Here is a 25394-nt window from a genome sequence, read left to right as displayed (position 1 = left end):
GCCCCAGTCCTATTAAAAAAGAGCCTGCCGGGAGGCTTTCAAAGGGTAGGTCGTGGGCCCAGCGGGATGCCCAGCCCGTAAGCGCCAGGCCGCTCGCCACGAGAAGCAGGCCAATCCATTTGCGCAGTCGGTAAGATTTCATTTTTTTGTCGAGCAGGATGGCGAGAACGACAATAAGACCCCATTGGATATATTCGCTCATCACACTATTTCACCTTGAAATGGATTGCCCGTGGTCGGCGTTGATTTCCGGCGGCTGCTCCCCTCTTGGTGAGGAAGACATTGGAAGGAGTGCTGGGGCGCAGGTTTGAGGTGGGGCCAGTATCGGTCAGGTTTTGGTGAGGCTATAGGGGGCTTGGCGGGTTACGGGAGCGGTTTCGGAAAAGGGCCGCCGGGATTGTTGAAACTTCTTACGGATACTTCCTAGTGGGTTGGCACGGCCTATTGATACACCGCTCAAAAAACGCTTCCAGCGCCTCATAAACACAGGTCGCTGAATTGATGCTCCGAGGGTAGGGATCCTCCTGCGGGTACCTATTCAGGCCATGCTCGATTGCTCATGCTGTGTATCATCCTGTCTCTTTTTTCCTTGCGACCTTTCTCGATTCGCCGAACGTGCTGGACTATGTTTTGAGCTCGTTCAGCGGTCAATGGAGTGACAGCTTATGCACAACACCCTCCAGCAGGTCTTTGGTTATCCACAGTTTCGTTTGGGCCAGGAGGCAGCCGTCAGCGCCGTGCTGGCCGGTCGTTCGGCAGCGGCGATTTTCCCTACCGGGTCTGGCAAATCCCTTTGTTACCAGTTGTCTGCTGTGTTACTGCCGCATCTGACGTTGGTGGTATCGCCTTTGTTGGCCTTGATGCAGGACCAGCTTGGTTTCCTGCGGCGTCACGGTATCTCGGCGGGCAGTATCGACTCGGCCCAGAGCCGTGATGACGCCAATGAGGTGATGGCTCGGGCACGCTCCGGGGAGTTGAAGATCCTGATGATTTCCGTGGAGCGCCTGAAGAACGAGCGCTTTCGCAATTTCCTGCAAACGGTACCGATCTCACTGTTGGTGGTGGATGAGGCTCACTGTATTTCCGAATGGGGTCACAACTTTCGCCCGGACTACTTGAAGCTACCCGACTACCAGCGCCAGTTTCGTATCCCTCAAGCGCTGTTGTTGACTGCGACGGCCACGCCGAAGGTGATCGCCGACATGCAGGCCAAGTTCGCCATTGCGCCTGACGATGTGATTACCACGGGCTTCTACCGGCCCAATCTCAACTTGCTGGTGGAGCCGGTCAGCGGCCAGGACAAGCGCCGGCGACTGGTGGCCTGGATGAACGCGCGGGCCAATCAGCCGAGCATCGTCTACGTCACCTTGCAGAAAACCGCTGAGCAGATTGCCGAGCATTTGAATCGCAATGGTATCCAGGCCGAGGCGTATCACGCCGGCTTGCCCCACGATAAACGCGAGGGCATCCAAAAACGATTTATGGGCGGTGAGTCCAATTGCATCGTTGCCACCATTGCCTTCGGCATGGGCATCGACAAGAGCGATATCCGTAATGTCGTGCATTTCGATCTGCCCAAATCCATCGAGAACTACAGCCAGGAAATCGGCCGCGCCGGGCGTGACGGGCAGCCGTCCGATTGCCTGGTATTGGCCAATCGCGACAGCCTCAACGTGCTGGAAAACTTCGTGTACGGTGACACGCCGGAGCAGGAAGGTATTCGTCGTGTCCTGGAAGAAATATTGGCGGCCCGAAGCGACGGGCAGTGGGAGTTTCTACTCAGGTCGTTGTCGGACCACAGCAACATCCGCGAATTACCGCTCAAGACCTTGCTGGTGCAACTGGAGCTCAAAGGTGTGATCGCGCCGCGCTATGCCTTCTACGCCGAATATCGTTTCAAGTACCTGGTGGAGCCCGAGGCATTGCTGACGCGGTTTTCCGGCGAGCGGCAGCAGTTTGTCTCGGCGATTATCCAGGTCTGCAAAAGGGCGAAAACCTGGGCGACGGTGGATTTCGATGCGCTCTACCAACAGCACCAAGCCGAGCGCAGTCGGGTGGTGAAGGCCTTGGATTACTTCCAGGAGCAAGGCTTGATCGAGCTGGAAAGCAAGCAGATGACCGAGGTCTACAGTCTGCTGAGTACCGATTTTGATCCACAGGTCCTGAGCGTCGAACTGCATGCGGGCTTCAAGCTGCATGAGGTGACAGAAGTTGCGCGGATCCACGCCATGTTGGACCTTTTCGCGACTGATCGCTGCCTGGGCTATCGCCTGGCGCACTATTTCGGTGATGAAAACGCCCCCCAACAATGCGGGCATTGTTCAGTCTGCCACGGGAATGTCGCGCATTTGCCGTCGCCGCCAAGTTTGCCGGGGCTTGTGGATAAAAACTTTCAGGGACTGTGCGGTGATTTTATCCACAGGCACCATGAGTACAGCGCCAGGCTGCCCAGCGCTGAGCGGCTTACGCGGTTTTTATGTGGTATCAGCGTGCCGTTGTTTACCAAGCTGAAGGCCCGAGGGATCCCAGGCTTTGCCATGCTGGAGGAATATCCCTATGCCGAGGTGCGTGAATGGGCCGACGCTCATTTGAACAGCCTGTAAATCCATTTTAACGAGACTTGCCCATGCCTGATTCAATGCCACAGCGCACGGATTACCGTCACTTCCAGCCGATCACTACCCGCTGGCACGACAATGATGTGTATGGTCATGTGAATAACGTCACCTACTACAGCTTCTTCGACACAGCCGTAAATACCTACCTGATCGAAGAGGGCGGGCTGGATATCCATGACGGTGACGTGGTGGGGTTTGTGGTGAGTTCCGCCTGTGACTACTTCGCCTCGATTGCCTTTCCCGAGCGTATTGAAATCGGTTTGCGGGTGGGCAAGTTGGGGAACAGTTCAGTGCAATATGAATTGGCGGTGTTCAAGGCTGGCGAAGAGGACGCCTGTGCTGCAGGAAGGTTTGTGCATGTGTTTGTGGATCGAGGGTTGAATCAGCCGGTGACGATTCCGGAGCACTTGCGCGAGGCTCTGCAACGACTGGTGCTGTGACTTGATTGAGGCGCTGCCGCAGACTGCGGCAGCGCCTTCAACGGATCAATCGTCGTAATGATGACGATGTTTGCGATGGCCATAGGCATGGCCCCGACCACGATGATCATCACGGTCATAACGGCGGTTATCGCGTCCACGATAACGGCGATCGTCGTCATTGCTCTGGTTGCCCATGTAGTTGCCCAGCGCGCCACCGGCGCCACCGCCGGCTGCTGCGCCGATCAGGCTGCCGGTGCTGCCGCCGACACTGCGGCCCACCACGTTGCCGCCCGCTGCGCCCAGCGCACCGCCAATAGCCGCTTCGCCGCGGCTGTGTTTGTTCGCGCCGACGGCACTACCGCCCGCGCCGCCGAGGGCTGCGCCGATTGTCGAACCGGTGTTGCCGCCCAACTGTTGACCAACGACCGAACCTAGAACCCCGCCCAATGCGCCGCCCACACCGGCTTCGGCGGTGCCACCGGCCATGGCTGCGCCACTGACCAGGCCAAGGGACAACAAGAGAATCGAGGAGAACTTCATAGGGGAACCTCAAGAGGATGACGGCGCGATCCTGAGGCTGTATCGGGATTGTGACAATGGAAATCCGACCAATGACACGGGTTGTATACAATTCTCTAAGTTACTGTTTTGTATCGGGAACTTAAGTTGATTTTGCGAGTCTTTAGTTACTTCGGAACGGCCGCTTTTATGTAAAAGCGGCCTTTTTTTGCCTGAAATCCGGCCTCGCGTGGCATTGCCTTATGCGGATCTGGCCATGATCAATCCGCTGTCACTGGCCGCTTCCAAACGAATCGCCACGAATTTCGACGTTGGCGTATGGCTGCCATCCCCGGTGCTTTCCAGCGGCACCAGCGGGTTCACTTCCGGGTAGTAAGCCGCCGCTTGCCCGGCCGGAATATCAAACGCCAGCAACGTAAAGCCCTTCACGCGACGCTCACGGCCGTCATCCCAGATCGACACGATGTCAGCCTTCTGCCCCGGCTTGAAGCCCAGGCGAATAATGTCGGCTTCGTTGACGAACAGCACATCCCGCTGGCCCTTGACCCCACGATAACGATCGTCCAGGCCATAGATGGTGGTGTTGTACTGATCGTGGGAGCGCATCGACTGCATGATCAGGTCCGGCAACTGCCCGGTAGCGCGGGTGCGCTCGTGTACCAGGTCCTTGGGCAAGGCATTGGCGCGGAAGTTGGCGCGACCTGATGGTGTGTTCCAGCGACGGGCACCGGCAGCGTTGCCGAGGTAGAACCCCCCTGGATTTTTCACCCGCTCGTTGAAGTCCTTGAAGCCTGGAATGGTGTCGGCGATCAGGTCGCGGATGCGGTCGTAATCGGCTACCAGCCAGTTCCAGTCCACCGGCTTGCTGCCCAGTGTGGCGGCGGCAATACCGGCGAGGATTGCAGGCTCGGATTTCATCTGTTTCGACAGTGGCTGCAATTGGCCATTGGACGCGTGGACCATGCTGAAGGAGTCCTCCACCGTCACTGCTTGCGCGCCTTCGGTTTGCAGGTCGATGTCGGTACGGCCCAGGCACGGCAGGATCAGCGCTGCTTTACCGTGAGCCAGGTGGCTGCGGTTGAGCTTGGTACTGATTTGTACGGTCAGGTCGCAATTGCTCAACGCTTCGAAAGTGCGCGGGCTGTCAGGTGTGGCTTGAGCGAAGTTGCCGCCCAGTCCGATAAACACTTTGGAGCGGCCTTCCAGCATGGCGTGAATCGCTTCCACCACGTTGTGGCCGTTTTCGCGAGGCACTTTGAACTGGAAGCGACGCTCTAGGGCATCGAGGAATGCCACCGGTGGCCGTTCGTTGATGCCCATGGTGCGATCGCCCTGCACGTTGCTGTGGCCGCGCACCGGGCACAGGCCGGCGCCCGGCCGGCCGATGTTGCCGCGCAACATCATCAGGTTGGCGATTTCCTGGATGGTCGGCACCGAGTGGCGGTGCTGGGTGATGCCCATGGCCCAGCACATGATCACGTTCTTGCCTTTGGCGTACATGCGCGCCGCTTGTTCGATCTCTACCAGGGTCAGGCCGGATTGCTCAACGATCTCATCCCAGGTGGTGTCATCGATGCGGCCCAGGTAATCAAGGACGTTGGCGGTGTGTTCATTAAGGAAGTTGTGGTCGAACACGGCCTCCTTGCCTTCCGCCTGGGCCTGGCGTTCCCACAGCAGCAGGAACTTGGCCATGCCTCGCAGGATGGCCATGTCGCCACCCAATGCAGGGCGGAAATACGCAGTATTGGTCGGTTTGTCACCGTTGGTCAGCATTTCCAGCGGGTGTTGCGGGTGCTGGAAACGTTCCAGGCCGCGTTCCTTCAGCGGGTTGATGCACACCACTTGGGCGCCGCGTTTCACCGCTTCACGCAGGGGCTCCAACATCCGTGGATGGTTGGTACCAGGGTTCTGGCCAAGGACGAAAATCGCGTCGGCGTGTTCGAAGTCGTCGAAGGTCACGGTGCCTTTGCCGACGCCCACGCTTTGCGCCAGGGCCACGCCGCTGGCCTCGTGACACATGTTTGAACAATCCGGGAAGTTGTTGGTGCCATAGGCGCGCACGAACAGCTGGTACAGGTACGCCGCTTCGTTGCTGGCCCGGCCCGAAGTATAGAACTCGGCCATGTCCGGGTTCGGCAGTGTATTGAGGTGCTTGCCGATCAGGTCGAAGGCCGACTCCCAACTGATGGGTTTGTAACGGTCGGTTTCGGCGTCGTAGCTCATGGGCTCGGTCAGGCGGCCCTGATACTCCAGCCAGTAATCGCTCTGTTCCAGCAGCGAGCTGACGCTGTGCTTGGCGAAGAACGCAGCGTCCACCCGGCGCTTGGTGGCTTCCCAGTTGACCGCCTTGGCGCCGTTTTCGCAGAACTTGACCATGCCGCTTTCCGGCGAGTCGCCCCAGGCGCAGCCCGGGCAGTCAAAACCGCCGTTCTGGTTGGTCTTGAGCATCATGCGGATGTTTTTCAGCGCGTTGTCACTGGTCAGCCAGGCTTGCGCCACGCTGATCAGCGCGCCCCAGCCACCGGCGGGCCCTTTGTAGGGCTTGTAGCGCGGTGTCGGTTTATCGTCGGCTTGGTGATGAGTACTCACGCTTGATTCTCCATCGCAGGGCTGTAGACCCGCGGCGCACTTTTCTGCGGCAGGTGGATGAGATTGAGGTTGTGCCGGCGGGCCCATTGCAAGGCCAGGCCGGTGGGGGACGACAGGCTGACCAGGGTCTGGATACCGGCGCGCAGGACTTTCTGGATCAGTTCGAGGCTGCAACGACTGGTGACAATCGCCAGGCCGCCATCGGTCGGAATCTGCTGGCGGATCAGCGCGCCGATCAGCTTGTCGAGGGCGTTGTGCCGGCCGATGTCTTCACGGCCCAGCAGCAACTCGCCCTGGCCATTCATGAACACCGCCGCATGGACCGCACCGCTGTATTGGCCCAATGGCTGGAAGGCGCTGATACGTTGGCGCAGGCCATCGAGCCATTCGGCTGGAGGCAAAGGGGCGCCTGGCAGAATCTTGAGGTCGGGCAATGCCTGTTCCACCGCTTCCACGCCACACAAGCCACAGCCACTGGTACCGGCCAGTTGCCGGCGTTGCTGTTTGAGGTTCCAGAAGGCGCGGCTGGAGATTTCTACCTGAGCGTACTGGGTCGAACCCGCTCCGCTGAGTTTCAGGTCATAGATGTCGCTAACGTCGGTGATAATGCCGCTACCGATACTGAAACCGACAATGAAGTCTTCAAGGTCGGTTGGCGTCACCAGCATCACTGCCTGGCTGATGTCGTTATAGGCAATCGCCAACGCCACTTCTTCGGCCAACGCCGTGCTGGCGAATTCCGTGTGTTCAAGATTGCAAAACTGGTAGCTGTGACTGGCGACGGGCGCGGGCGTTTCGAGGGCGGGCGCCGCGCAGGCTGGGCGCTTGGCGTTCATGGGGCATTACCACCGGCGGAGTATTCAGCTCTAAGACTAGGCGCGACAAAGGGTCGCGTCTAATCGGCTGTACTGATCTATTGATAGATGGCGTCGATCACGCCTGCGGCAGCTGGCCTCTCAAGGTTATTTACCGAACTGGAACCAAGATCTGTAGGACTGGTCTAGTCTTGGGCATCTGGAAATCAAATCCCAAGGAGAGCGCACCATGAGTATTTTTAGCTTTGTTAAAGAAGCAGGCGAAAAGCTGATTGATCTGTTGACGCCGGGTAATGCGAACGCAAGTGATGAACTGAAGAAGCACATTGAGGCTGTTGGGTTGGGTAACCCGAATGTGACCGCTACCGTTGATGGCGATAAGGTCACTATCACTGGTGAAGTTGCCACTCAGGAAGAGAAAGAAAAAATCCTCCTGGCCGCAGGTAATATCGCTGGCGTTGCCAGCGTGGATGACCAGATTAAGGTTACCGGTACCGCGACAGCCGCCGCTCGCTTCGTGGTTGTGAAAAGCGGTGACACCCTGAGCGCCATCTCCCTGGCGGTCTATGGCAATGCCAACCAGTACAACAAAATCTTTGAGGCCAACAAGCCGATGCTCAAGGATGTGAACAAAATCTACCCAGGGCAGACACTGCGTATTCCTGAGTAAGCGTCAGCTTGTTGTAGGAGCGAGGTTTCTCGCTCCTACAGTCCCACGATCAATTCTCTGTAATCCTCCACCGCTGAAAACTCCGCCGTATCCTTCGGCCCCTTCCGGCTGTCCGGCTCTTTTACCGCCAGTAAATGCCCCACGCCAAAATCCCGAGCGCTGCGCAGGATGGGCAAGGTATCGTCGATAAACAGGCTGCGGGTTGGGTCGAAATCGATATCCGCTTGCAGCGCATCCCAGAACTGCGGGTTCTCCTTGGCAAAACCATAGTCGTGAGAACTGATCAGCCGTTCGAAGTAAGGGGCCAATTCGATACGTTCCAGCTTCAGCGACAACGAATCGCGGTGGGCGTTGGTGATCAGGATCACGCGCTTGCCGGCCTGTTTGATCGCGGCCAGAAAGGTATCGGCATCCGGGCGCAGGGCGATCAGGTGAGCCGTCTCCAGCTTGAGCTCACGTACCGGAATCTTCAGTTCGGTGCTCCAGAAGTCCAGGCAATACCATTGCAACTGACCGGCGTTACGCTCGAACAACGGCTGCAATTCCATCTCGGCCATGGGCCGGCTCACGCCATGCAGTTCGGCGTAGCGCTGGGGCAGGTGTTCCATCCAGAAATGGTTGTCGAAATGCAGGTCGAGCAAGGTGCCATCCATGTCCAGCAGGACGGTGTCGATGGCATGCCAGGGCAGTGAAGGCATGGATAACTCCCATATAAGAAAATATATCCGACACAGACAATCGGAAAAGCCACGGTATAGTAACCCGATCACGCCAAGGAGCCGCTTATGCGCCAGAAACCCACCGTCCTCGCCCGAGAAATAGTCGCCAGTAGTCGTTTGTTCCGCGTGGAGGAAGTGCAATTGCGCTTTTCCAACGGCGTGGAGCGGACCTACGAGCGCCTGGTCGGCAGAGGTGCAGGTTACGGTGCGGTGATGATCGTGGCGATGATCGACGCGGATCACGCGCTATTGATTGAAGAATATTGCGGTGGTACCGATGCGTATGAACTGTCTTTGCCCAAGGGCTTGATCGAGCCTGGCGAGGATGTGCTGGCGGCGGCGGACCGTGAGCTCAAGGAAGAGGCCGGTTATGGTGCGCGTCAGTTGGAGCACCTGACCGAGCTGTCACTGTCCCCTGGCTACATGAGTCAGAAAATCCAGGTGGTGCTGGCCACGGACCTCTATGAGGAGCGCCTGGAAGGCGACGAGCCCGAGCCGATGCGAGTCGATCGGGTCAACCTGCGAGAGCTGTCGCAGTTGGCGCAAAACGAGCAGTTCAGTGAGGGGCGTGCGTTGGCGGCGCTGTATCTGGTGCGGGACTTGTTGACCCAGCGTGGAGCGTTTCAGCCATGAGTGAACTGTTCCTGGGTCACCCGTTGATTGCCCCTGTGATTGAGTTGGCTCGCCAGGCCGGAGAAGTCATCCTGCCGTATTGGCGCGCCGATGTGGCCGTGACGACCAAGTCGGATGAATCGCCGGTCACCGCCGCCGACCTTGCGGCCCACCATCTGATCCTTGCGGGGCTGACCGCATTGGACCCGAGCATTCCCGTGCTTTCGGAAGAGGATGCCGATATCGACCAGAGCGTGCGTGCCGGCTGGCAGCGCTGGTGGTTGGTCGACCCGCTGGATGGCACCAAGGAATTCATCTCCGGCAGCGAGGAGTTCACGGTCAACGTCGCGCTGATCGAGCAAGGCCGAGTGGTGTTTGGCGTGGTGTCGATGCCCACCAGTGGCCGTTGCTACTTTGGTGGCGCGGGCCTTGGGGCCTGGCGTTCAGATGTGAATGAAGCGCCCAAGCAGATCCAGGTGCGTGAGAAACCCGCTGCCGGAGAAGCCTTTACCGTGGTCGCCAGCCGTCGCCATTCCAGCCCCGAGCAAGAGCGCCTGCTGGCCGGGTTGAGCGAAGGGTTGGGCGAGTTGAAACTGGCCAATATAGGCAGCTCGCTGAAGTTTTGCCTGTTGGCCGAAGGCAGCGCTGATTGCTACCCGCGTCTGGCACCGACGTCGCAGTGGGACACTGCTGCGGCGCAGGGCGTGCTGGAAGGCGCAGGTGGCGAAGTGTTGGAGTTGAATGGAGAACCGTTCAGTTATCCAGCGCGGGAGTCGTTGTTGAACCCGTTTTTCCTGGCGCTGCCGGCCAAGGCGGCGTGGCGTGAGCGACTGCTGAACCTAGCCCGATTGTAGCCGCTGCCGAGGCACGAGGCTGCGATGCGTGTCCGTAGGACCGCCCTTGGGGCCGCTACGTCGGAGTGCCGCACCAAGCCCATCGCAGCCTCGTGCCTCGGCAGCGGCTACAACGAGCGAGTCCCATATTTTTAGCGGTGCAAGACATACTGCCCGGTAAACGCTACGGCCTGTTCTTCACTGCCGTCATTCACGACCCACGTCTCCAGGGTCAACCGCGCCCGTCCATACCGCCGATACGTCGCCAAAAAACGTTTCCAGACCTTGTCTTCCGGCGCCTGGCAAATCACCGTGGCATCCTGGGTGACCGGCAATGGATAACTGATCTGCCCTTCCTGAATCACGATGTGCCCGTCTTCAATCCCTTCTTCACGCAGTTGCAAGTGAAGCCAGCCCCAACCTCCGAGCACCGCGCCACAGTAGAGGCTGCCGCCGAACATCGTGCTTTTGTGGTTGATATTGGCCTGAAGCGGCAAGTGCAGGCGCAGTTGCCGCTCCTGCCAGTCGAGTACCTTGAGGCCCATGTCCCGGGTGAGGGGGATGTCGTGGTGAAGAATCGATTCCAGGTAACGGCTATCGCGACTCATGGTGGCCTCTTGGCAGGGTGAAAGGGACGGGCGTCATTCGTCGTCCGTGTTGCTGCTGCCGCTGTCGGCGAAGTTCAGCCCGTGTTTGCGCAGTTTGTCGTGCAGGGTTTTGCGTGGCAGGCCCAAGGCTTCAGCGAGGCTGCGCATGGAACCGTGGGGGCGGGCCAGCTCGGCAGCGATCAGGCTTTTTTCAAAGTGTTCGACTTGCTCGCTCAAGCCGCCGCTGGAGGCCGGGACGCCAGCTGTTGGGTCGTCCGGCATATTGTCCAGGGCCAACTCCAGGCCCAGGGCAAAGCGCTCAGCGGCATTTTGCAGTTCCCGCACATTGCCCGGCCAACTGTGACGTAACAGCAACGCGCGCTGGCCCGGTTGCAGCTCATGGAGCGGCAGGCCATGGCGAGTACTGGCCTCGTCGGCGAAGTGCTGGAACAGCATCAACGCATCTTCGCCCCGTTCACGCAGAGGCGGAATACGCAGCGGCGCGACGTTCAGGCGGTAGTACAAGTCGGCCCGGAAGCGTCCCTGGTCGGCGGACTGACGCAGGTCTTCCTTGGTGGCGGCGATGATACGGATGTCCAGCGGGATCAACTGATTGCCCCCCAGGCGCTCCACCACCCGCTCTTGTAGCAGGCGCAGCAATTTGACCTGCACATCCAGGCTCATGCTTTCGATTTCATCGAGGAACAGGGTACCGCCGTTGGCAAACTCGAACTTGCCGATCCGCCGTTTCTGGGCGCCGGTAAAGGCCCCTGGCTCGTGGCCGAACAACTCGCTTTCCACGACCGACTCCGCCAGGGCGCCAGCGTTGATCGCCACGAACGGGCCTGTGCGTCGGTTCGACAAGTCGTGCAGGGCGCGAGCCACCACTTCTTTGCCGGCGCCGGTTTCACCGAGGATCAGCACGTCGGCCTTGGTCGCCGCCAGGGCGCCAATCTGCTCACGCAGGCGCAGCATCGGCGCGGATTGCCCCACCAGACGCGTGCTCAGTTGCTGGCGATCACTCAGGGCCAGGCGCAGGCTGCGGTTGTCCAGCACCAGGCGGCGCAAGGCCAGGGCACGGCGCACGCTGTCGAGCAGGGCGTCGCTGGCGAAGGGTTTCTCCAGGAAGTCGTAGGCACCGGCACGCATCGCCTGCACCGCCAACGGCACATCGCCGTGGCCGGTGATCAGCAGCACCGGCAACTCCGGGTCCTGGCCATGCAGTTCGGCCAGCAGTTCCAGGCCGTCCATGCCGGGCATACGGATATCGCTGACCACCACCCCCGGCCAATCCCGGGACAGGCGTGCGGTCAGGCCCTGGGCTTCGCCAAGGGGGAGGACTTTCAGCCCGGCCAGGTCCAGGGTCTGGCACAGGGCCTGACGCAGGTGTGGATCGTCGTCGATCAACACCACCTGAATCTGGTAATCGATACTCATACACTGCGGTCCTCGGACGGTTGCAGACTGACGCCCGGTGCCCCGGCGCGCAGTTTCAAGGTTAACAGCGCGCCGCCTTCGCGGTGGTTGGAGAACAGCAGTTCACCGCCAAAGGCGCGCATCAAGGTGTCGCAGATCGCCAGGCCCAACCCCAGGCCCTGGGTGCGGGTCTTGGTGGTGTAGAACGGCTCACTGGCACGGCCCAGGGCTTCCATGCAAAAGCCTGGTCCGTTGTCGCGAATGTACAGGTTGACGCCTTGTTCGGTGGTTTCGGCACTCAGCCAGAGTTTACGCGGCGGGCCTTTTTCGGTCAGCGCGTCGAGCGCATTGGCCAGCAGGTTGCCCAGCACTTGGCGCAGACGGGTTTCGCCGGCCGCCACCCACAAGGTCGCCTCCGGCAAGTCGCGGATCAACTCGACTTCCATGGCCCGCCGACGTTTGGCCAGCAGGGCCAGGGCATCGTCCAGGGCAGGTTGTAGGGCGACACTTTCCGGCGCATGGCGGTCGCGCCGGGCAAAGGCGCGCAAGTGGGCGATGATTGAAGCCATGCGCCCGGTCAACTCGCTGATCAACTTGAGGTTGCCCCGGGCGTCGTCGGTCCGTTGGTGGTCGAGGAGAATTTCGGCGTTTTCCGCGTAGCTGCGGATCGCGGCCAGCGGTTGATTGAGTTCGTGGCTGATACTCGCCGACATGGTGCCCAGGGCCGACAGTTTGCCCGCCTGCACCAGGTCGTCCTGGGCTCGCACCAATTCCTGCTGGGCCGTTTCGCGCTCCAGCACTTCCTGCTTCAAGCGGCGGTTCAGGCCTTCCAGATCGCTGGTCCGTTCGGCCACACGCATTTCCAGCTCGCGCCGGGCCTTGGCTTCGAAGGCGATGCGCTCCAGGTAGTGGCGACGGCGCTGCATCATCAGGCCGAGCAACAGCATTACCACCAGCAGGGCTGCACCGCCGACGGCGACCACCGTGCGTACCGGGCGGTTGATCAAGGTGCGTGGCGCGAGAATCTCGACGTTCCAGCCGGTTTCCGCAATTTCCGTGGATTGGCGCAGCCAGGCCGTGGTGCTGAGGTTCAACGGCTGCGGATCGCGGGTCGGGTAGGGCTGGATGGCGATGATGGCTTGGCGTTCTTCTTCGGTCAGCGGCCGGGTGGCGCGGAACCGCCATTGCGCACGCGAAGTCAGGATCACCACGCCGTTATGGTCGGTCACCAGCAACTGTTCCGGGGTTTTACCCCACAGGCTTTCGGTGTGATCCAGGTCGACCTTGACCACCAGCACTCCAATGATCTTGTCGCCGTCACGCACTGCGGCGGCAAAGAAGTAGCCGCGTTTGGCCGAGGTGGTCCCCAGGCCAAAGAAGCGCCCCAGACGCCCGGCCATGGCTTCGCTGAAATAGGGACGGAAGGAAAAATTACGCCCCACGAAACTGTCTTGTTTGTCCCAGTTGGACGCGGCCAGGGTCTTGCCGGTGGTGTCCATCAGGTACATCACTTCCACGCCGGCCTGGGCGGCAACGTCTTTGAGCAACAGGTTGGCGTTGGCCAGGTTGGTGCTGACGGAGGGGGCGTCCAGGGCGGTGCGCAGCGCCGGCAGATCCCCCAGGATTTGTGGCAGTACTTCGTAGCGGTGCAGGGTGCCCAGCAGGTTGGCGACGTACAGGTCGAGGGTCTGGCGGTTCTGCCCGGCCAGTTCACTGCGGTAATAGCGCTCGGCCAAGTGCTCCAGTGGCCACAGCAGCGGCGCCAGGCACAGGGCCAGCAACGCCAGGCTGCGCCAGCGGGGTCTTCGCGGAAGGGGTGGAGTCATCAGAGTCATGCGCCTGTGGGTACAGGCGCATTATGCCCAGGCCTGGGCAGGTATCGGAACTGCCGGTTTCGTCAGGCGATCAGATCTTTCGAATCGCTGGCGCCCAATCGCTCGCCTTGATAGCTGCCGTCCTGAACCCGGTTGCACCATTCGAGGTTATCGAGGTACCACTGCACGGTTTTGCGCAGCCCTGTTTCAAACGTTTCCTCAGGCACCCAGCCCAATTCCCGCTCGATCTTGCTGGCATCGATCGCGTAGCGCTGGTCGTGGCCCGGGCGATCCTTGACGAAGGTGATCAGGTCAGAAAATTGCGCAACGCCGGCCGGGCGCTGAGGTGCCAGTTCCTCCAGCAGGGCGCAGATACCACGAACCACGTCGATGTTCTTCTGCTCGTTGTGGCCGCCGATATTGTAGGTCTCGCCCACTACACCTTCAGTCACGACTTTGAACAGCGCGCGGGCGTGATCTTCGACGAACAGCCAATCACGTACCTGCAGGCCATCACCGTAGACCGGCAGCGGTTTGCCGGCCAGGGCGTTGAGGATCACCAGGGGAATCAACTTCTCCGGGAAGTGGAATGGCCCGTAGTTGTTCGAGCAGTTGGTCAGCAGCACCGGCAGACCATAAGTGCGCTGCCAGGCGCGGACCAGGTGGTCGGACGCCGCCTTGCTGGCGGAGTACGGCGAGCTTGGCGCATAAGGCGTGGTTTCGGTGAACAGGTCGTCGACGCCGTGCAGGTCGCCGTACACCTCATCGGTGGAGATGTGGTGGAAGCGGAACGCGCTTTTCGCCGGTTCTTCCAGCGTCTGCCAGTAGGCGCGTGTGGCCTCCAACAGGCTGTAGGTGCCGACAATGTTGGTCTGGATGAAGTCCGATGGACCATCGATGGAACGGTCGACATGGGACTCGGCCGCCAGGTGCATGATCGCGTGAGGCTCAAAGCGCGCCAACACGGCGCTGACGGCGGCCTGGTCGATAATATCGGCCTGGACGAACTCATAGCGGGTATTGGTCGCGATGCTGGCCAGCGACTCAAGGTTGCCGGCGTAGGTCAGCTTGTCGAGGTTGAGCACTTCATGCTCGGTGTTTTCAATCAGGTGACGGACCAGTGCCGAGCCGATAAATCCGGCGCCGCCGGTAATGAGAATGCGCATGTCAGAGGCCTTTTTCCTTGGACGGGCAGTAAGTGAATGGTGCATAGCTTGAGTGGTGGGGCGGAGCGGTGCAAGGGGGGTTGCGCAACACCTGGCAACAGTGGCGATATAAGCGCCTGATAAAAACACCAAGGGGTCGTCACATGTTGCTCGCCACGTTGATTCACCGCGCCAGTCTGCCGTGCCCGAAAATCGGGCCTGAGCTGGCGTTACAGTTGCTTGAGCAGCATTACGACCTCACCGGGGCGTTGCAGTCTTTGGGTAGCCAGCAAGACCTCAATTATCGGGTCGACAGTGACCGTGGCCGGTTTGTCCTGAAGATCTGCCGGGGTGACTACGACGCGGTCGAGCTTCAGGCCCAGCACGCCGCCCTCAAGCACCTGCAAGGGCAACCACGCACGCGGGTGCCCAAAGTGATGCCTGCCCTCAATGGCGAAGAACTGCTGACGGTGGCGGTTGACGGGCAAACCGTGCACTTGCGGTTGCTTGACTATATCGACGGCCAGCCGCTGACCCACCTGCCGCATCTGGGGCGTGAGGTGATCGCGGGTTTTGGGCGGCTCTGCGGGCAGATGAACCTGGCGCTGGCCAACTTCACTCATCCGGGCCTTGAACGCACCCTGCAATGGGACCCGCGCCACGCCAACGAGTTGATTCACTACTTATTGTCGACCCTCGAAAACCTGCCGCACCGGGCATTGATCGAGCAGATGGCGGCGCAGGCTGAGCAACGGGTACGCCCGTTGGCCGAACGGCTGCCCCGGCAGGCGGTGCACATGGACATCACCGATGACAACGTAGTCTGGCAGCGTGACGAGCAGCGCCACTGGCAAATCCAGGGTGTGATCGACTTTGGTGATCTGGTACACACTTGGCGGGTTGCTGACTTGTCCGTGACGTGCGCCGCGCTGCTGCACCATGCCGAAGGTGACCCGTTTGCGATCTTGCCGGCGATCCAGGCCTATCACGCCGTCAATCCACTGCAACCGGAAGAGTTGCAGGTGCTGTGGCCGTTGATTGTCGCCCGGGCGGTGGTGCTGGTGCTCAGCAGCGAACAGCAGCAGCGTCTGGATCCTGCCAGCCCGTACCTGCTGAAAAACGCCGAGCATGAGTGGGAAATTTTCCACGTTGCCACTTCTGTTCCCTTTGAGTTGATGGAAGCCGCGATCCTGACCTGCGTTGGCAGCGGTTTGCCGCCTGTTGCCAGTGAGGGCTTTGCGCCGTTGTTGCCGGGCTTGGTGGGGCGCGAGTTTGCGTTGATCGATCTGGGGGTACTGAGTCCGCATTTTGAAGCGGGCAACTGGGAGCAGGCCGGGATCGATCAGCAGTTGCTGCAGGAGGCTGCGGTGGCTCACGGGCTGGCGGCCAGCCGGTATGGGCAATATCGTTTGTCCCGCACCCAGGTGGACAGTTTTGAAGCGCCCGAGACGTTCCCGCTGCATGTGGAGCTGCGGGTGCCGCAGGGCACCACGGTTGAGGCGCCATTCGCCGGCACACTGCACACTGGCGCTGATGGTGCGTTAAACCTGCACAGCGCACAGTTGAGCGTGCGGTTGTGGGGTGTCAAAGGCTTGTTGCAGTCGGGTGCGGCGGTGCTTAAAGGCCAGGTGCTGGGCGAGACTGGCGGTGCCCTGACGGTGCAGCTGTGTCGTGCCGATGTGATGCCACCGTTATTCTGCACGCCGTCCCGCGCGCTGGCGTGGCAAGCGCTGTGCCCGTCGCCAGCGGCGTTGCTGGGGCTGGCCTGCGATGCGCAGCCCGAGTTGGACCCCGAGGCCTTGCTGGCCCGGCGTGATGCCAGCTTTGCCCGCTCACAGAAACACTATTACGTTGACCCGCCGCGTATCGAACGTGGCTGGCGCAACCACCTGATCGACATGCAGGGCCGTTCCTACCTGGACATGCTCAATAACGTCGCGGTGCTTGGCCATGGCCATCCGCGCATGGCGGCGGTGGCAGCGCGGCAATGGTCGTTGCTCAACACCAACTCGCGTTTCCACTATGCGGCGATTGCCGAGTTTTCCGAGCGGCTGCTGGCGCTGGCGCCGGACTCCATGGACCGGGTGTTCCTGGTCAACAGCGGCACCGAGGCCAATGACCTGGCGATCCGCCTGGCCTGGGCCTACAGCGGCGGGCGCGACATGCTCAGTGTGCTGGAGGCGTATCACGGCTGGTCGGTGGCCGCTGATGCAGTCTCCACCTCGATTGCCGACAACCCCCAGGCCTTGAGCAGCCGTCCGGACTGGGTGCATCCGGTGACCGCGCCCAATACCTATCGCGGTGAGTTCCGTGGCCCGGACAGCGCACCGGACTACGTGCGTAGCGTCGAGCACAACCTGGCAAAAATTGCCGCGCAGAACCGCCAACTGGCGGGCTTCATCTGCGAGCCGGTGTATGGCAATGCCGGTGGGATTTCCCTGCCGCCGGGCTATTTGCAGCAGGTGTATGGCCTGGTTCGGGCGCAAGGCGGAGTGTGTATCGCCGATGAGGTGCAAGTCGGCTACGGGCGCATGGGGCACTTCTTCTGGGGCTTTGAAGAGCAAGGCGTGGTGCCGGACATCATCACCATGGCCAAGGGCATGGGCAATGGCCAGCCTTTGGGGGCGGTGATCACCCGTCGGGAAATCGCCGAGGCCCTGGAGGCCGAGGGTTACTTCTTCTCCTCATCAGGCGGCAGCCCGGTCAGTTGCCGGATTGGCATGGCGGTGCTGGATGTCATGGAGGAGGAGAAACTCTGGGAAAACGCCCAGGTGGTGGGTGGGCATTTCAAGGCGCGGCTGGAGGCGCTGATCGAACGGCATCCATTGGTGGGGGCGGTGCACGGTTCCGGGTTTTATCTGGGGCTGGAGCTGATCCGTAACCACGAAACCCTGGAGCCCGCGACCGAAGAAACCACGTTGCTGTGTGATCGCCTGCGGGAGCTGGGGATTTTCATGCAGCCGACCGGGGATTACCTGAACATCCTCAAGATCAAGCCGCCGATGGTCACCTCCCGGCAGAGTGTGGATTTCTTTGTCGACATGCTGTCGAAGGTGTTGGATGAGGGGCTCTAACCCCAATCCTGGAATTGAAACACCGTCAGTGTGGGAGCGGGCTTGCCCGCGATCAGGGCCTCACTGTTGACATTTATGGGGCCTGATACACCGCTATCGTAGGCAAGCCAGCTCCCACAGGTGAGGGTGTTTCAGATTTAAACTCGATTGTTATCGGGATTTTTTTAGAATTTTTCGATGAATGGATGAAGGCATGCTTCTAAAGCCGATTTTTATCCGTTATAAAGTCGCTCACGTCCCTGACGCGATACACTGCGTCCAGCATTCCCTTTTCTGTCATCGGTCACGGCTATCCTGACCGCTGACCACCGCCCAGGAGATGATTCATGAGCCGTATCGTTACCGTCGCCGCTACCCAGATGGCCTGTTCCTGGGACCTCGAAGCCAACATCGAGACCGCTGAAAAGCTGGTCCGTGAGGCCGCTGCCAAAGGCGCGCAGATCATCCTGATCCAGGAGCTGTTCGAGAGCCCGTACTTCTGCCAGAAGCCGAACCCGGATTACCTGCAACTGGCCACGCCGGTTGAAGACAACGTTGCCATCAAGCACTTCCAGAAAATCGCCAAGGAGCTGCAGGTGGTTCTGCCGATCAGTTTCTTCGAACTGGCGGGCCGCGCGCGTTTCAACAGCATCGCGATCATCGATGCCGACGGCTCCAACCTCGGGATTTATCGTAAAAGCCACATCCCGGACGGCCCTGGCTACCACGAGAAGTACTACTTCAACCCGGGCGACACCGGCTTCAAGGTGTGGAACACCCGCTACGCGAAAATCGGCGTGGGCATCTGCTGGGATCAGTGGTTCCCGGAGTGCGCTCGCAGCATGGCGTTGCAAGGTGCAGAAATCCTGTTCTACCCGACCGCCATCGGCAGCGAGCCACACGACAAGACCATCTCGTCCCGTGACCACTGGCAGCGCGTGCAACAAGGCCATGCCGGTGCCAACTTGATGCCGCTGATCGCCAGCAACCGCATTGGCAACGAAGAGCAGGACGGCTACGACATCGACTTCTACGGCTCCTCGTTCATCGCCAACCAGTTTGGCGAGAAGGTGGCAGAACTCAACGAAACCGAAGAAGGCATCCTGGTGCACAGCTTCGACCTCGACGAGTTGGAGCATATCCGCAGCGCCTGGGGTTCGTTCCGTGATCGCCGCCCGAACCTGTACGGCGCGCTGAAGACCCTCGACGGTTCCCTGGAGTCCTGACCGCCATGACCACCTTGCACAGCACGCCTCGCGCCGACGGCTTCTACATGCCGGCCGAGTGGGCGCCACAGACCCAGGCCTGGATGATCTGGCCCGAGCGCCCGGACAACTGGCGCCTGGGCGGCAAGCCGGCGCAGGCCGCTCACGTGGCGGTGGCCAAGGCCATCGCGCGTTTTGAGCCGGTGACGGTGGCGGTTTCGGCAGGTCAGTACGAAAACGCACGGGCGCGCCTGGACGTGCCGAATATCCGCCTGGTCGAGATGTCCAGTGACGATGCGTGGGTACGGGACACCGGGCCGACCTTCGTGATCAATAACAGCGGTGAAGTCCGTGGTGTGAACTGGGACTTCAACGCCTGGGGCGGTTTTGACGGTGGCCTGTATTCGCCGTGGAACCGTGATGCCCAGGTCGGCGGCAAGATCCTTGAGATCGAGCGCAGCCCGCGTTATCGCACCGAGGGTTTTGTGCTGGAAGGCGGTTCGATCCACGTCGATGGTGAAGGCACCCTGATCACCACCGAAGAATGCCTGCTCAACCGCAATCGTAACCCGCACCTGAATCGCGGCGAGATCGAAGCGGTGCTCAGCGCCAACCTGGCTGTGGATAAGATCATCTGGCTGCCGGACGGTCTGTTCAACGACGAAACCGACGGCCATGTGGATAACTTCTGCTGCTACGTGCGCCCCGGTGAGGTGTTGCTGGCCTGGACTGACGATCCGCAAGATCCGAACTATGCCCGCTGCCACGCAGCCATGGACGTCCTGCAAAGCAGCACCGACGCCAAGGGGCGCTCGTTCACAGTGCATAAAATGCCGATCCCGGGGCCGCTGTATGCCACCGAGGAAGAGTGTGCCGGTGTCGATCCGGTGGACGGCACTCAGGAACGTAATCCGACCGTGCGGTTGGCGGGTTCCTACGTCAACTTCCTGATCGTCAACGGCGGCATCATCGCGCCGAGTTTCGAGGACCCGCTGGACAGCCGTGCCAAGGAAATCCTCCAGGGCCTGTTCCCGCAGCACGAAGTGGTGATGGTGCCTGGCCGTGAGCTGTTACTGGGCGGCGGCAATATTCATTGCTTGACCCAACAACAGCCGGCGCCGCACAAAAACTGAGTGCAGTTGTAACAGCCGTATAGGCCGGACTGAACGGCTACCGAGCGGCATTCAGTTTTAGCGCTCGCAACCAGCCCATGGCCCGCAAGGGTCTTGGGCTTTTTTGTGTCCGCACGCCTGTAAACCGGGCGCATTGGCATAGCTCTTGTATCAGCGCTGTAACGGTTGGCAAGGCGCAGAGTGGCGATGTTCTGTCATAAACCTTGAGTAAGTTAGCCGCTCACGCAGCAGGAGAGAGCGCTGAAATGAACGCGGATATCAACATGATCTACAAGCGCACGCCCCACCCCGTGATGGTGAACGGTGACGCGATTCATGCGCTGGCACTCTGGCTGAAGAGCAACGGTTCGCGACAGATCAGGACGCCTGATCCACGGCAGGTGATGAGTGAGCGTTACCCGGCGGGGTTGCTCAGCGAGGATGAGTTGCAGGTGTTGTGTGAGCTGATACAACGCTAAAGAACATGGAGATCAAATGTGGGAGCTGGCTTGCCTGCGATAGCGGTCTGTCAGGCACTGATTTGTTACCTGACCCATCGCTATCGCAGGCAAGCCAGCTCCCACATGAACTGCGTTCTTCCTGTTTGACCAGGCAGTTAGAAGCTATAAGTCCCCGTCACCACCAAACTACGCGGCTCACCCACTTGAATCTGCGCAGCGCTGGTCGCCGACGCGTAGTACGTCTTGTCGCTGATATTGGTCAGCGCTGCCCGCACATCCCATTCCTTCTGCCGGAACCCGGCCAACGCGTCCCAGCGGCCATAACCCGGCAGTACCACGGTGTTGGCGTTATCGGCATAACGATCGCCTACCAGGGTCAGCCCGGTTTCCGCGTACCAGCCCATCTCCGGTTTCCACGTGACGAACAGGCTGGCATTGCGCTTGGCCACGTCATTGATGCGCTTGCCTTCAAAGCCGTTGTTGTCCTTCACGACCTTGGCGTCCTGCAGGCCGATGCCACCGCGCATGTACCAGTTGCCGACGATTTTCCCGGTGGCGGTCAGTTCCACACCGCGAGAGCGTTGCATGCCGCTGAGCAAGGTGATGGTCGGGTCCAGCGGGTCGCGGGTGCGGCGGTTGTAGAGTTCCAGTTCGTACACGGCGAGGGTGGTGCTGAAGCGGTCATCGAGCCAGTCGCTTTTCACGCCGATTTCTTTCTGCCGGGTCAGTTCGGGGCTCAGGTCATTGGCGTTGCCATTAGCGTTCGGCGTGATGCCGATCAAGCCGCCGCCGGTGGGGGAGAAGGTCTTGCTCCAGGAGGCGTAGAACGAGTGGTGTTCCAGTGGCGTCCAGACCACGCCTACCCGCGGGCTGGTGCTGTGGCTGACCACTTGCTCTGACGTGTTGATCAGCTTGTTGGTGGATTCCACGTCGAAGCGGTCATAACGCAAGCCGGCGAGCAGTTGCCATTGGTCATTGAGGCGCAGTTGATCCTGCACATACACGCCCTGGCTTTTCGCTTCGGTATGGCTGCTGCTGAACGCCGGCAGGCGGCCGGTGTGGCGCAGATTTCGGTCGGGGTTGTACGCATCCAGGCTCGGCACGGCATTGAGGGGCGCGCGATAGAGTTTCGGGTCGCGGCGCTGGTCGCCCAGTTCCACGCCAGTCAGCACGCGGTGTTCCAGGCCGAAGGTGCTGAAGCCGCCTTCCAGCTCGACGTTGTTGAAGAGGTTGCGGGTGCTCAGGTCTTGTTGCCAGCGTTGACGCCCGACCTTGTTGGTCTTGGGGTCGAAGCTGACCACGTAGGTGTTGTCGAAATCGCTGTCGAGTTTGAACAGGCTGAGGGTGTGACGCAGTTGCCAGTTGTCATTGAGCTCATAGGCGAGTTTGGAGCGCAGCGACTGGGACTTGTCGTCGATATAGTCGCGCTTGTCGCCATAAGTGGTGTCGCGCCCTACATCACCTGGGCGGCCGTTGATCCCGGGAATGCCACGATCCGGCGTGCGGTTGTAGCGGCTGTATTCGTACTGCACCAACCAGTTCAGATCCGGCGCCAGTTGCCAACTCATGGACGGTGCGAACAGTTGGCGGTTGCCACTGACGCCGTCGCGGAAGCTGTTGTTGTCCTGGTTGCCCATGTTCAGGCGCAGGCTGATGGTGTCGGTGGGGTCGGTGCTGAGGTCGGCGTACAGGCTGCGCAGGTCATTGCTGCCGCCTTGGGCTTCGATGCTGGACGCGTGGCCGGCCTGGGGCAGTTTACTCACGCGATTGACGATGCCGCCTTGGCCGCCGCGCCCGTACAGCACGGCTGCGGGGCCTTTGAGCACTTCGATGCGTTCGATATTGTGCAGGTCGCGCACGTACTGGCTGTCGTCGCGCACGCCGTCCAGGTAGAAGTCGTTGCTGGCGTCGAAGCCGCGGATGCGCAAGCTGTCGAAGCGCGTGTCGGCGCCGCTGCTGACGTTGGGGATGCCGCTTAAGGCCTGGCCAAGGTCATTGGTACCGTAGGAACTGAGGTTTTCGGTTTTCACCGAGTCGATCGCCTGGGGCACGTAGCGCACAGGTGTCGCGGTGCGGGTGGCGGTGGTGGTGTCCTTGACACGCGGATCATCTTCGTCGGCTTCGGCGCTGATGGAGGTTTCGGGCAATGTGGTCGCCGCACAGGCAAATCCGGCGGACAGCAGAACAGAAAACCCAAGGGTGATGGGCGTCAGGCGAAGGGCAGGCATCAGGGAGTGCATCCGAAAGGTTTGAAGGAAGATGACGTGCGTTAATGATAATGCTTGCTATTTGCGCGCGTTATTCATTCCTACAAAATCCGCTCGGTGAAATGTTACGTCATGTGTTTTCCAGGGGTATTCGACCGATTCGCGAAACAGTCTGAAAGCCAATCCGGCGTTTTTCTTGGGTGCCTGTGTCGGAATAATCGGCTGCTATCGAGTTTTCATCTGGAGTTATTCATGTCGGCTGTCACCCTGCATTACATCTACGACCCCCTGTGCGGCTGGTGCTATGGTGCCAAGCCGCTATTGCACGCTGCCCGGCAGGTAGTACCGATCCAACTGCATGGTGGCGGCATGATGACCGGCAACAACCGTCAGGGGGTGTCGCCGCAGCTACGCGACTATGTAATGCCCCACGACCGACGCATTGCCGAGTACACCGGTCAGCCGTTTGGCGAGGCGTATTTTGAAGGCCTGCTGCGCGACCACAGTGCTGTGTTCGACTCGGCGCCGCCGACGGCCGCCGTCCTGGCGGCTGAGCAGTTGGAGAAGCGTGGTCTGGAATTGTTGGGGCGTTTGCAAACCGCCCACTACGTTGAAGGCCGCCGGATTGCTGACAACGACGTACTGTTGGCGTTGGCCGAGTCCATTGGCTTTGAACCTCAGGCGTTCGAAACAGCGTTCAAACAACACCTCGGCTCACAGACCACCGCCCATATAAAGGACAGCCGTCAATGGCTGGCCAAAGTCGGCGGCCAGGGCTTTCCCACGTTGGCCCTGGAACAGGGCGGCCACTTCACGCTGCTGGACATCAGCCCGTGGCTCGGCAAGCCCGAAGCGTTTGCCGCCTGGCTGAGTCAAACCGTTGCTGGTTCGACCCAGAGCAGCACGCCGAGCGCGTTGTCCTGCGATGTGAACGGCTGTGCAGGTCCCGCAATTGCTTGAGTGCAGTGGGAGACATTCCCTACAGAATGATGGCTATTCAACATTTCTTAGACTTTTTTAGCCTAAATACAGACGATTCACGAAATTGACACACTGTCAAAGGCGCGGCTAGGATTCGCCCCAACGCCTGTGGCTGACCGCCATGACTCTCCATAAAAAAAGGCCCGCGGTATGTTCAGTCGTCCGCGGGCTTTTTTATTCGGGGGAAGCCAGCACCAGAAAGTTTGTAGGAGCCTGGTGTTACAGCGCGTACTCAACCAGTAATAAGGAATAAGAAAATGTTGAATAAACGGATGGGTCTGATCGCTCTGGGGATTTTGAGCGCCACTCAGGCAATGGCTGACGATCAAGCAGACTCCAAGGGTTTTGTTGAAGACAGCCACCTGAACATCGCGGCGCGTAATGCTTACATCAGCCGCGACTACAAAAATGGCAAGCAAGACAAAGCCGAATGGGGCCAGGGCTTCATCGGTAAATTCGAATCCGGCTTCACCCAAGGCACTGTCGGCGTAGGTGTGGACGTGATCGGCCAATACGCTATTCGTCTGGATGGCGGTAAAGGTAAAAGCGGCGCTGGCGGTATCGACTTCTTCAAGCAAGGTGCCGATGGCGAAGCCGCCAACGACCTGTCCAAGGGCGGCGCAGCTGTCAAGTTCCGCCTCTCCAACACCGTGCTCAAGTACGGTGAGCAGATGCCAGCCGTGCCGGTCCTGCAGTACGACAACTCCCGTCTGTTGTCGGAAACTTACACCGGTACTTCGATCGTCTCCAATGAGATCAAGGGTCTGAAGCTGGAAGGTGGTCACTTCACCAAGGAAGCTCGTAAGAGCGCCGAGGGTTCTGACAGCGGCGGCCTGAAAAGCATCGACTACATCGGTGGTAGCTACAAATTCACCGAAAGCCTGTCGGCTGCGCTCTATGCCTCCAACATGCAGGACGTGCTGAAGAAGCAATACGTCAACGTCAACTACGTACTGGCCCTGCCAGAGAAGCAATCGTTGACCTTTGACTTCAACGGCTACAAAACCAAGCTGGACCGCAGCTTCGCCCTGGAAAACCAAGGTGATGCCGACGCCCGTGACAACAAGATCTGGAGCCTGGCCGCCACGTGGGCCTTCGGTCCGCACAGCCTGACCCTGGCTCACCAGCGCAGCACCGGTGACACCGGTTACCTGTACGGCGGCTACCGCAACGCTGGCGGCGTCGGTGATGGTGGTAACACCATCCTGTTGGCCAACTCCTACTGGTCTGACTTCAACGGCAAGGACGAGCGCTCCTGGCAGGCAGGCTACGGCCTGGACTTCGGCGCCTTCGGTGTACCGGGCCTGACGTACAACATCGCTTACGTGCGCGGCACCAACATTGACGACGGTTCCAACCGTGGCAGTGGCACCGAGCGTGAGATCTTCAACCAGTTCAAATACGTGGTACAGAGCGGCCCGGCTAAAGACCTGAGCCTGCGTGCCCGTGCGTCCTGGTTGCGCGTCTCCAACAACGCCAGCAACTACAACGTAGGCGGTAACGAAATCCGTCTGTTCGCGGACTACCCGATCAACGTTTTCTAATTGATCGAGCGTTACGCTTCGGCCTGATCTCAGGTTGAAAAAAACGCCCCGTGGCTTTGGCTCCGGGGCGTT

General features: G+C 60.2%; 20 protein-coding genes and 1 pseudogene. 11 read left to right on the top strand and 10 right to left on the bottom strand.

The window, feature by feature from the left end; all coding sequences use genetic code 11:
- Window positions 1-202: pseudogene (locus GNF76_RS29480) on the bottom strand (DUF1493 family protein); the annotation flags it as partial.
- 463 nt (window positions 203-665) lie between these two features.
- Here GNF76_RS29480 and GNF76_RS26675 point away from each other — a divergent pair.
- Window positions 666-2603 carry a RecQ family ATP-dependent DNA helicase gene (locus GNF76_RS26675; protein ID WP_155586056.1) on the top strand — a complete coding sequence of 646 codons (1938 nt, stop codon included), beginning with the start codon at window positions 666-668 and terminating at the stop codon, window positions 2601-2603.
- A 23-nt stretch (window positions 2604-2626) separates the two neighbouring features.
- The gene (locus GNF76_RS26670; RefSeq protein ID WP_155586055.1) at window positions 2627-3058 is read left to right on the top strand and encodes an acyl-CoA thioesterase; all 432 of its coding nucleotides are present in this window, start codon (window positions 2627-2629) and stop codon (window positions 3056-3058) included.
- A 45-nt stretch (window positions 3059-3103) separates the two neighbouring features.
- Here GNF76_RS26670 and GNF76_RS26665 read toward each other — a convergent pair whose 3' ends face one another.
- The 3 genes from GNF76_RS26665 to fdhD form a co-directional block, all read right to left on the bottom strand.
- Window positions 3104-3580, bottom strand: coding sequence for a glycine zipper domain-containing protein (locus tag GNF76_RS26665; protein ID WP_155586054.1), 477 nt, complete (start codon window positions 3578-3580; stop codon window positions 3104-3106).
- 219 nt (window positions 3581-3799) lie between these two features.
- Entirely contained in the window at window positions 3800-6148 is a 2349-nt protein-coding gene (locus GNF76_RS26660; protein WP_178123607.1) for an FdhF/YdeP family oxidoreductase, read from the bottom strand.
- Window positions 6145-6984: a formate dehydrogenase accessory sulfurtransferase FdhD gene (gene fdhD / locus GNF76_RS26655; RefSeq protein WP_155586053.1), complete on the bottom strand. Its 840-nt coding sequence runs from the start codon at window positions 6982-6984 to the stop codon at window positions 6145-6147. Before fdhD ends, GNF76_RS26660 begins: the two co-directional genes overlap by 4 nt.
- Before the next feature lie 208 nt (window positions 6985-7192).
- Here fdhD and lysM point away from each other — a divergent pair, with 208 nt between their 5' ends.
- Entirely contained in the window at window positions 7193-7633 is a 441-nt protein-coding gene (gene lysM / locus GNF76_RS26650; RefSeq protein WP_155586052.1) for a peptidoglycan-binding protein LysM, read from the top strand.
- A 35-nt stretch (window positions 7634-7668) separates the two neighbouring features.
- Here the strand turns inward: lysM and yrfG are convergent, their stop codons facing one another.
- A complete protein-coding gene (gene yrfG / locus GNF76_RS26645) occupies window positions 7669-8331 on the bottom strand; it encodes a GMP/IMP nucleotidase (protein WP_155586051.1) in 663 nt (220 codons plus the stop codon).
- Between the two features lie 87 nt (window positions 8332-8418).
- Between yrfG and nudE the strand changes: the two genes are divergently transcribed.
- Window positions 8419-8985: an ADP compounds hydrolase NudE gene (gene nudE / locus GNF76_RS26640; protein WP_155586050.1), complete on the top strand. Its 567-nt coding sequence runs from the start codon at window positions 8419-8421 to the stop codon at window positions 8983-8985.
- Window positions 8982-9818, top strand: coding sequence for a 3'(2'),5'-bisphosphate nucleotidase CysQ (gene cysQ, locus GNF76_RS26635; protein WP_155586049.1), 837 nt, complete (start codon window positions 8982-8984; stop codon window positions 9816-9818). The genes nudE and cysQ overlap by 4 nt, the downstream gene beginning before the upstream one ends.
- Window positions 9819-9949: 131 nt before the next feature.
- On the opposite strand, the gene GNF76_RS26630 is transcribed toward cysQ, so the two are convergent.
- The 4 genes from GNF76_RS26630 to rfbB form a co-directional block, all read right to left on the bottom strand.
- Window positions 9950-10405 (bottom strand): YiiD C-terminal domain-containing protein, encoded by a 456-nt coding sequence (locus GNF76_RS26630; RefSeq protein WP_155586048.1) that lies wholly within the window; start codon window positions 10403-10405, stop codon window positions 9950-9952.
- A gap of 33 nt (window positions 10406-10438) precedes the next feature.
- A complete protein-coding gene (locus GNF76_RS26625) occupies window positions 10439-11821 on the bottom strand; it encodes a sigma-54-dependent transcriptional regulator (protein ID WP_155586047.1) in 1383 nt (460 codons plus the stop codon).
- Window positions 11818-13626: a sensor histidine kinase gene (locus GNF76_RS26620; RefSeq protein WP_155586046.1), complete on the bottom strand. Its 1809-nt coding sequence runs from the start codon at window positions 13624-13626 to the stop codon at window positions 11818-11820. Before GNF76_RS26620 ends, GNF76_RS26625 begins: the two co-directional genes overlap by 4 nt.
- A 71-nt stretch (window positions 13627-13697) precedes the next feature.
- Window positions 13698-14780, bottom strand: a complete 1083-nt coding sequence (gene rfbB / locus GNF76_RS26615) for a dTDP-glucose 4,6-dehydratase (protein WP_155586045.1) — start codon at window positions 14778-14780, stop codon at window positions 13698-13700.
- A 143-nt stretch (window positions 14781-14923) separates the two neighbouring features.
- Here rfbB and GNF76_RS26610 point away from each other — a divergent pair, with 143 nt between their 5' ends.
- The 4 genes from GNF76_RS26610 to GNF76_RS26595 all read left to right on the top strand — a co-directional run bounded on the left by GNF76_RS26610 (window position 14924) and on the right by GNF76_RS26595 (window position 20608).
- Window positions 14924-17833 carry an aminotransferase gene (locus GNF76_RS26610; protein ID WP_155586044.1) on the top strand — a complete coding sequence of 970 codons (2910 nt, stop codon included), beginning with the start codon at window positions 14924-14926 and terminating at the stop codon, window positions 17831-17833.
- A 326-nt stretch (window positions 17834-18159) separates the two neighbouring features.
- Complete coding sequence (aguB, locus tag GNF76_RS26605) at window positions 18160-19038, top strand: N-carbamoylputrescine amidase (protein WP_155586043.1); 879 nt, start codon at window positions 18160-18162, stop codon at window positions 19036-19038.
- A gap of 5 nt (window positions 19039-19043) precedes the next feature.
- Window positions 19044-20150: an agmatine deiminase gene (gene aguA / locus GNF76_RS26600; protein ID WP_155586042.1), complete on the top strand. Its 1107-nt coding sequence runs from the start codon at window positions 19044-19046 to the stop codon at window positions 20148-20150.
- A 245-nt stretch (window positions 20151-20395) separates the two neighbouring features.
- On the top strand, window positions 20396-20608 hold the full coding sequence (locus GNF76_RS26595; protein ID WP_155586041.1) for a hypothetical protein: 213 nt from the start codon (window positions 20396-20398) through the stop codon (window positions 20606-20608).
- A 137-nt stretch (window positions 20609-20745) separates the two neighbouring features.
- On the opposite strand, the gene GNF76_RS26590 is transcribed toward GNF76_RS26595, so the two are convergent.
- Window positions 20746-22818: a TonB-dependent receptor gene (locus tag GNF76_RS26590; RefSeq protein WP_155586040.1), complete on the bottom strand. Its 2073-nt coding sequence runs from the start codon at window positions 22816-22818 to the stop codon at window positions 20746-20748.
- Window positions 22819-23049: 231 nt separating this feature from the next.
- Here GNF76_RS26590 and GNF76_RS26585 point away from each other — a divergent pair, with 231 nt between their 5' ends.
- Together GNF76_RS26585 and GNF76_RS26580 are read left to right on the top strand one after the other, a co-directional pair.
- Window positions 23050-23757: a DsbA family protein gene (locus GNF76_RS26585; protein ID WP_155586039.1), complete on the top strand. Its 708-nt coding sequence runs from the start codon at window positions 23050-23052 to the stop codon at window positions 23755-23757.
- Window positions 23758-24035: 278 nt separating this feature from the next.
- Complete coding sequence (locus GNF76_RS26580) at window positions 24036-25322, top strand: OprD family porin (protein WP_155586038.1); 1287 nt, start codon at window positions 24036-24038, stop codon at window positions 25320-25322.
- The last annotated feature ends 72 nt before the right edge of the window (window positions 25323-25394 follow it).

The organism is Pseudomonas spelaei (assembly GCF_009724245.1).
GTDB lineage: Bacteria > Pseudomonadota > Gammaproteobacteria > Pseudomonadales > Pseudomonadaceae > Aquipseudomonas > Aquipseudomonas spelaei.
This window is presented reverse-complemented; position numbering and strand designations above follow the sequence as displayed.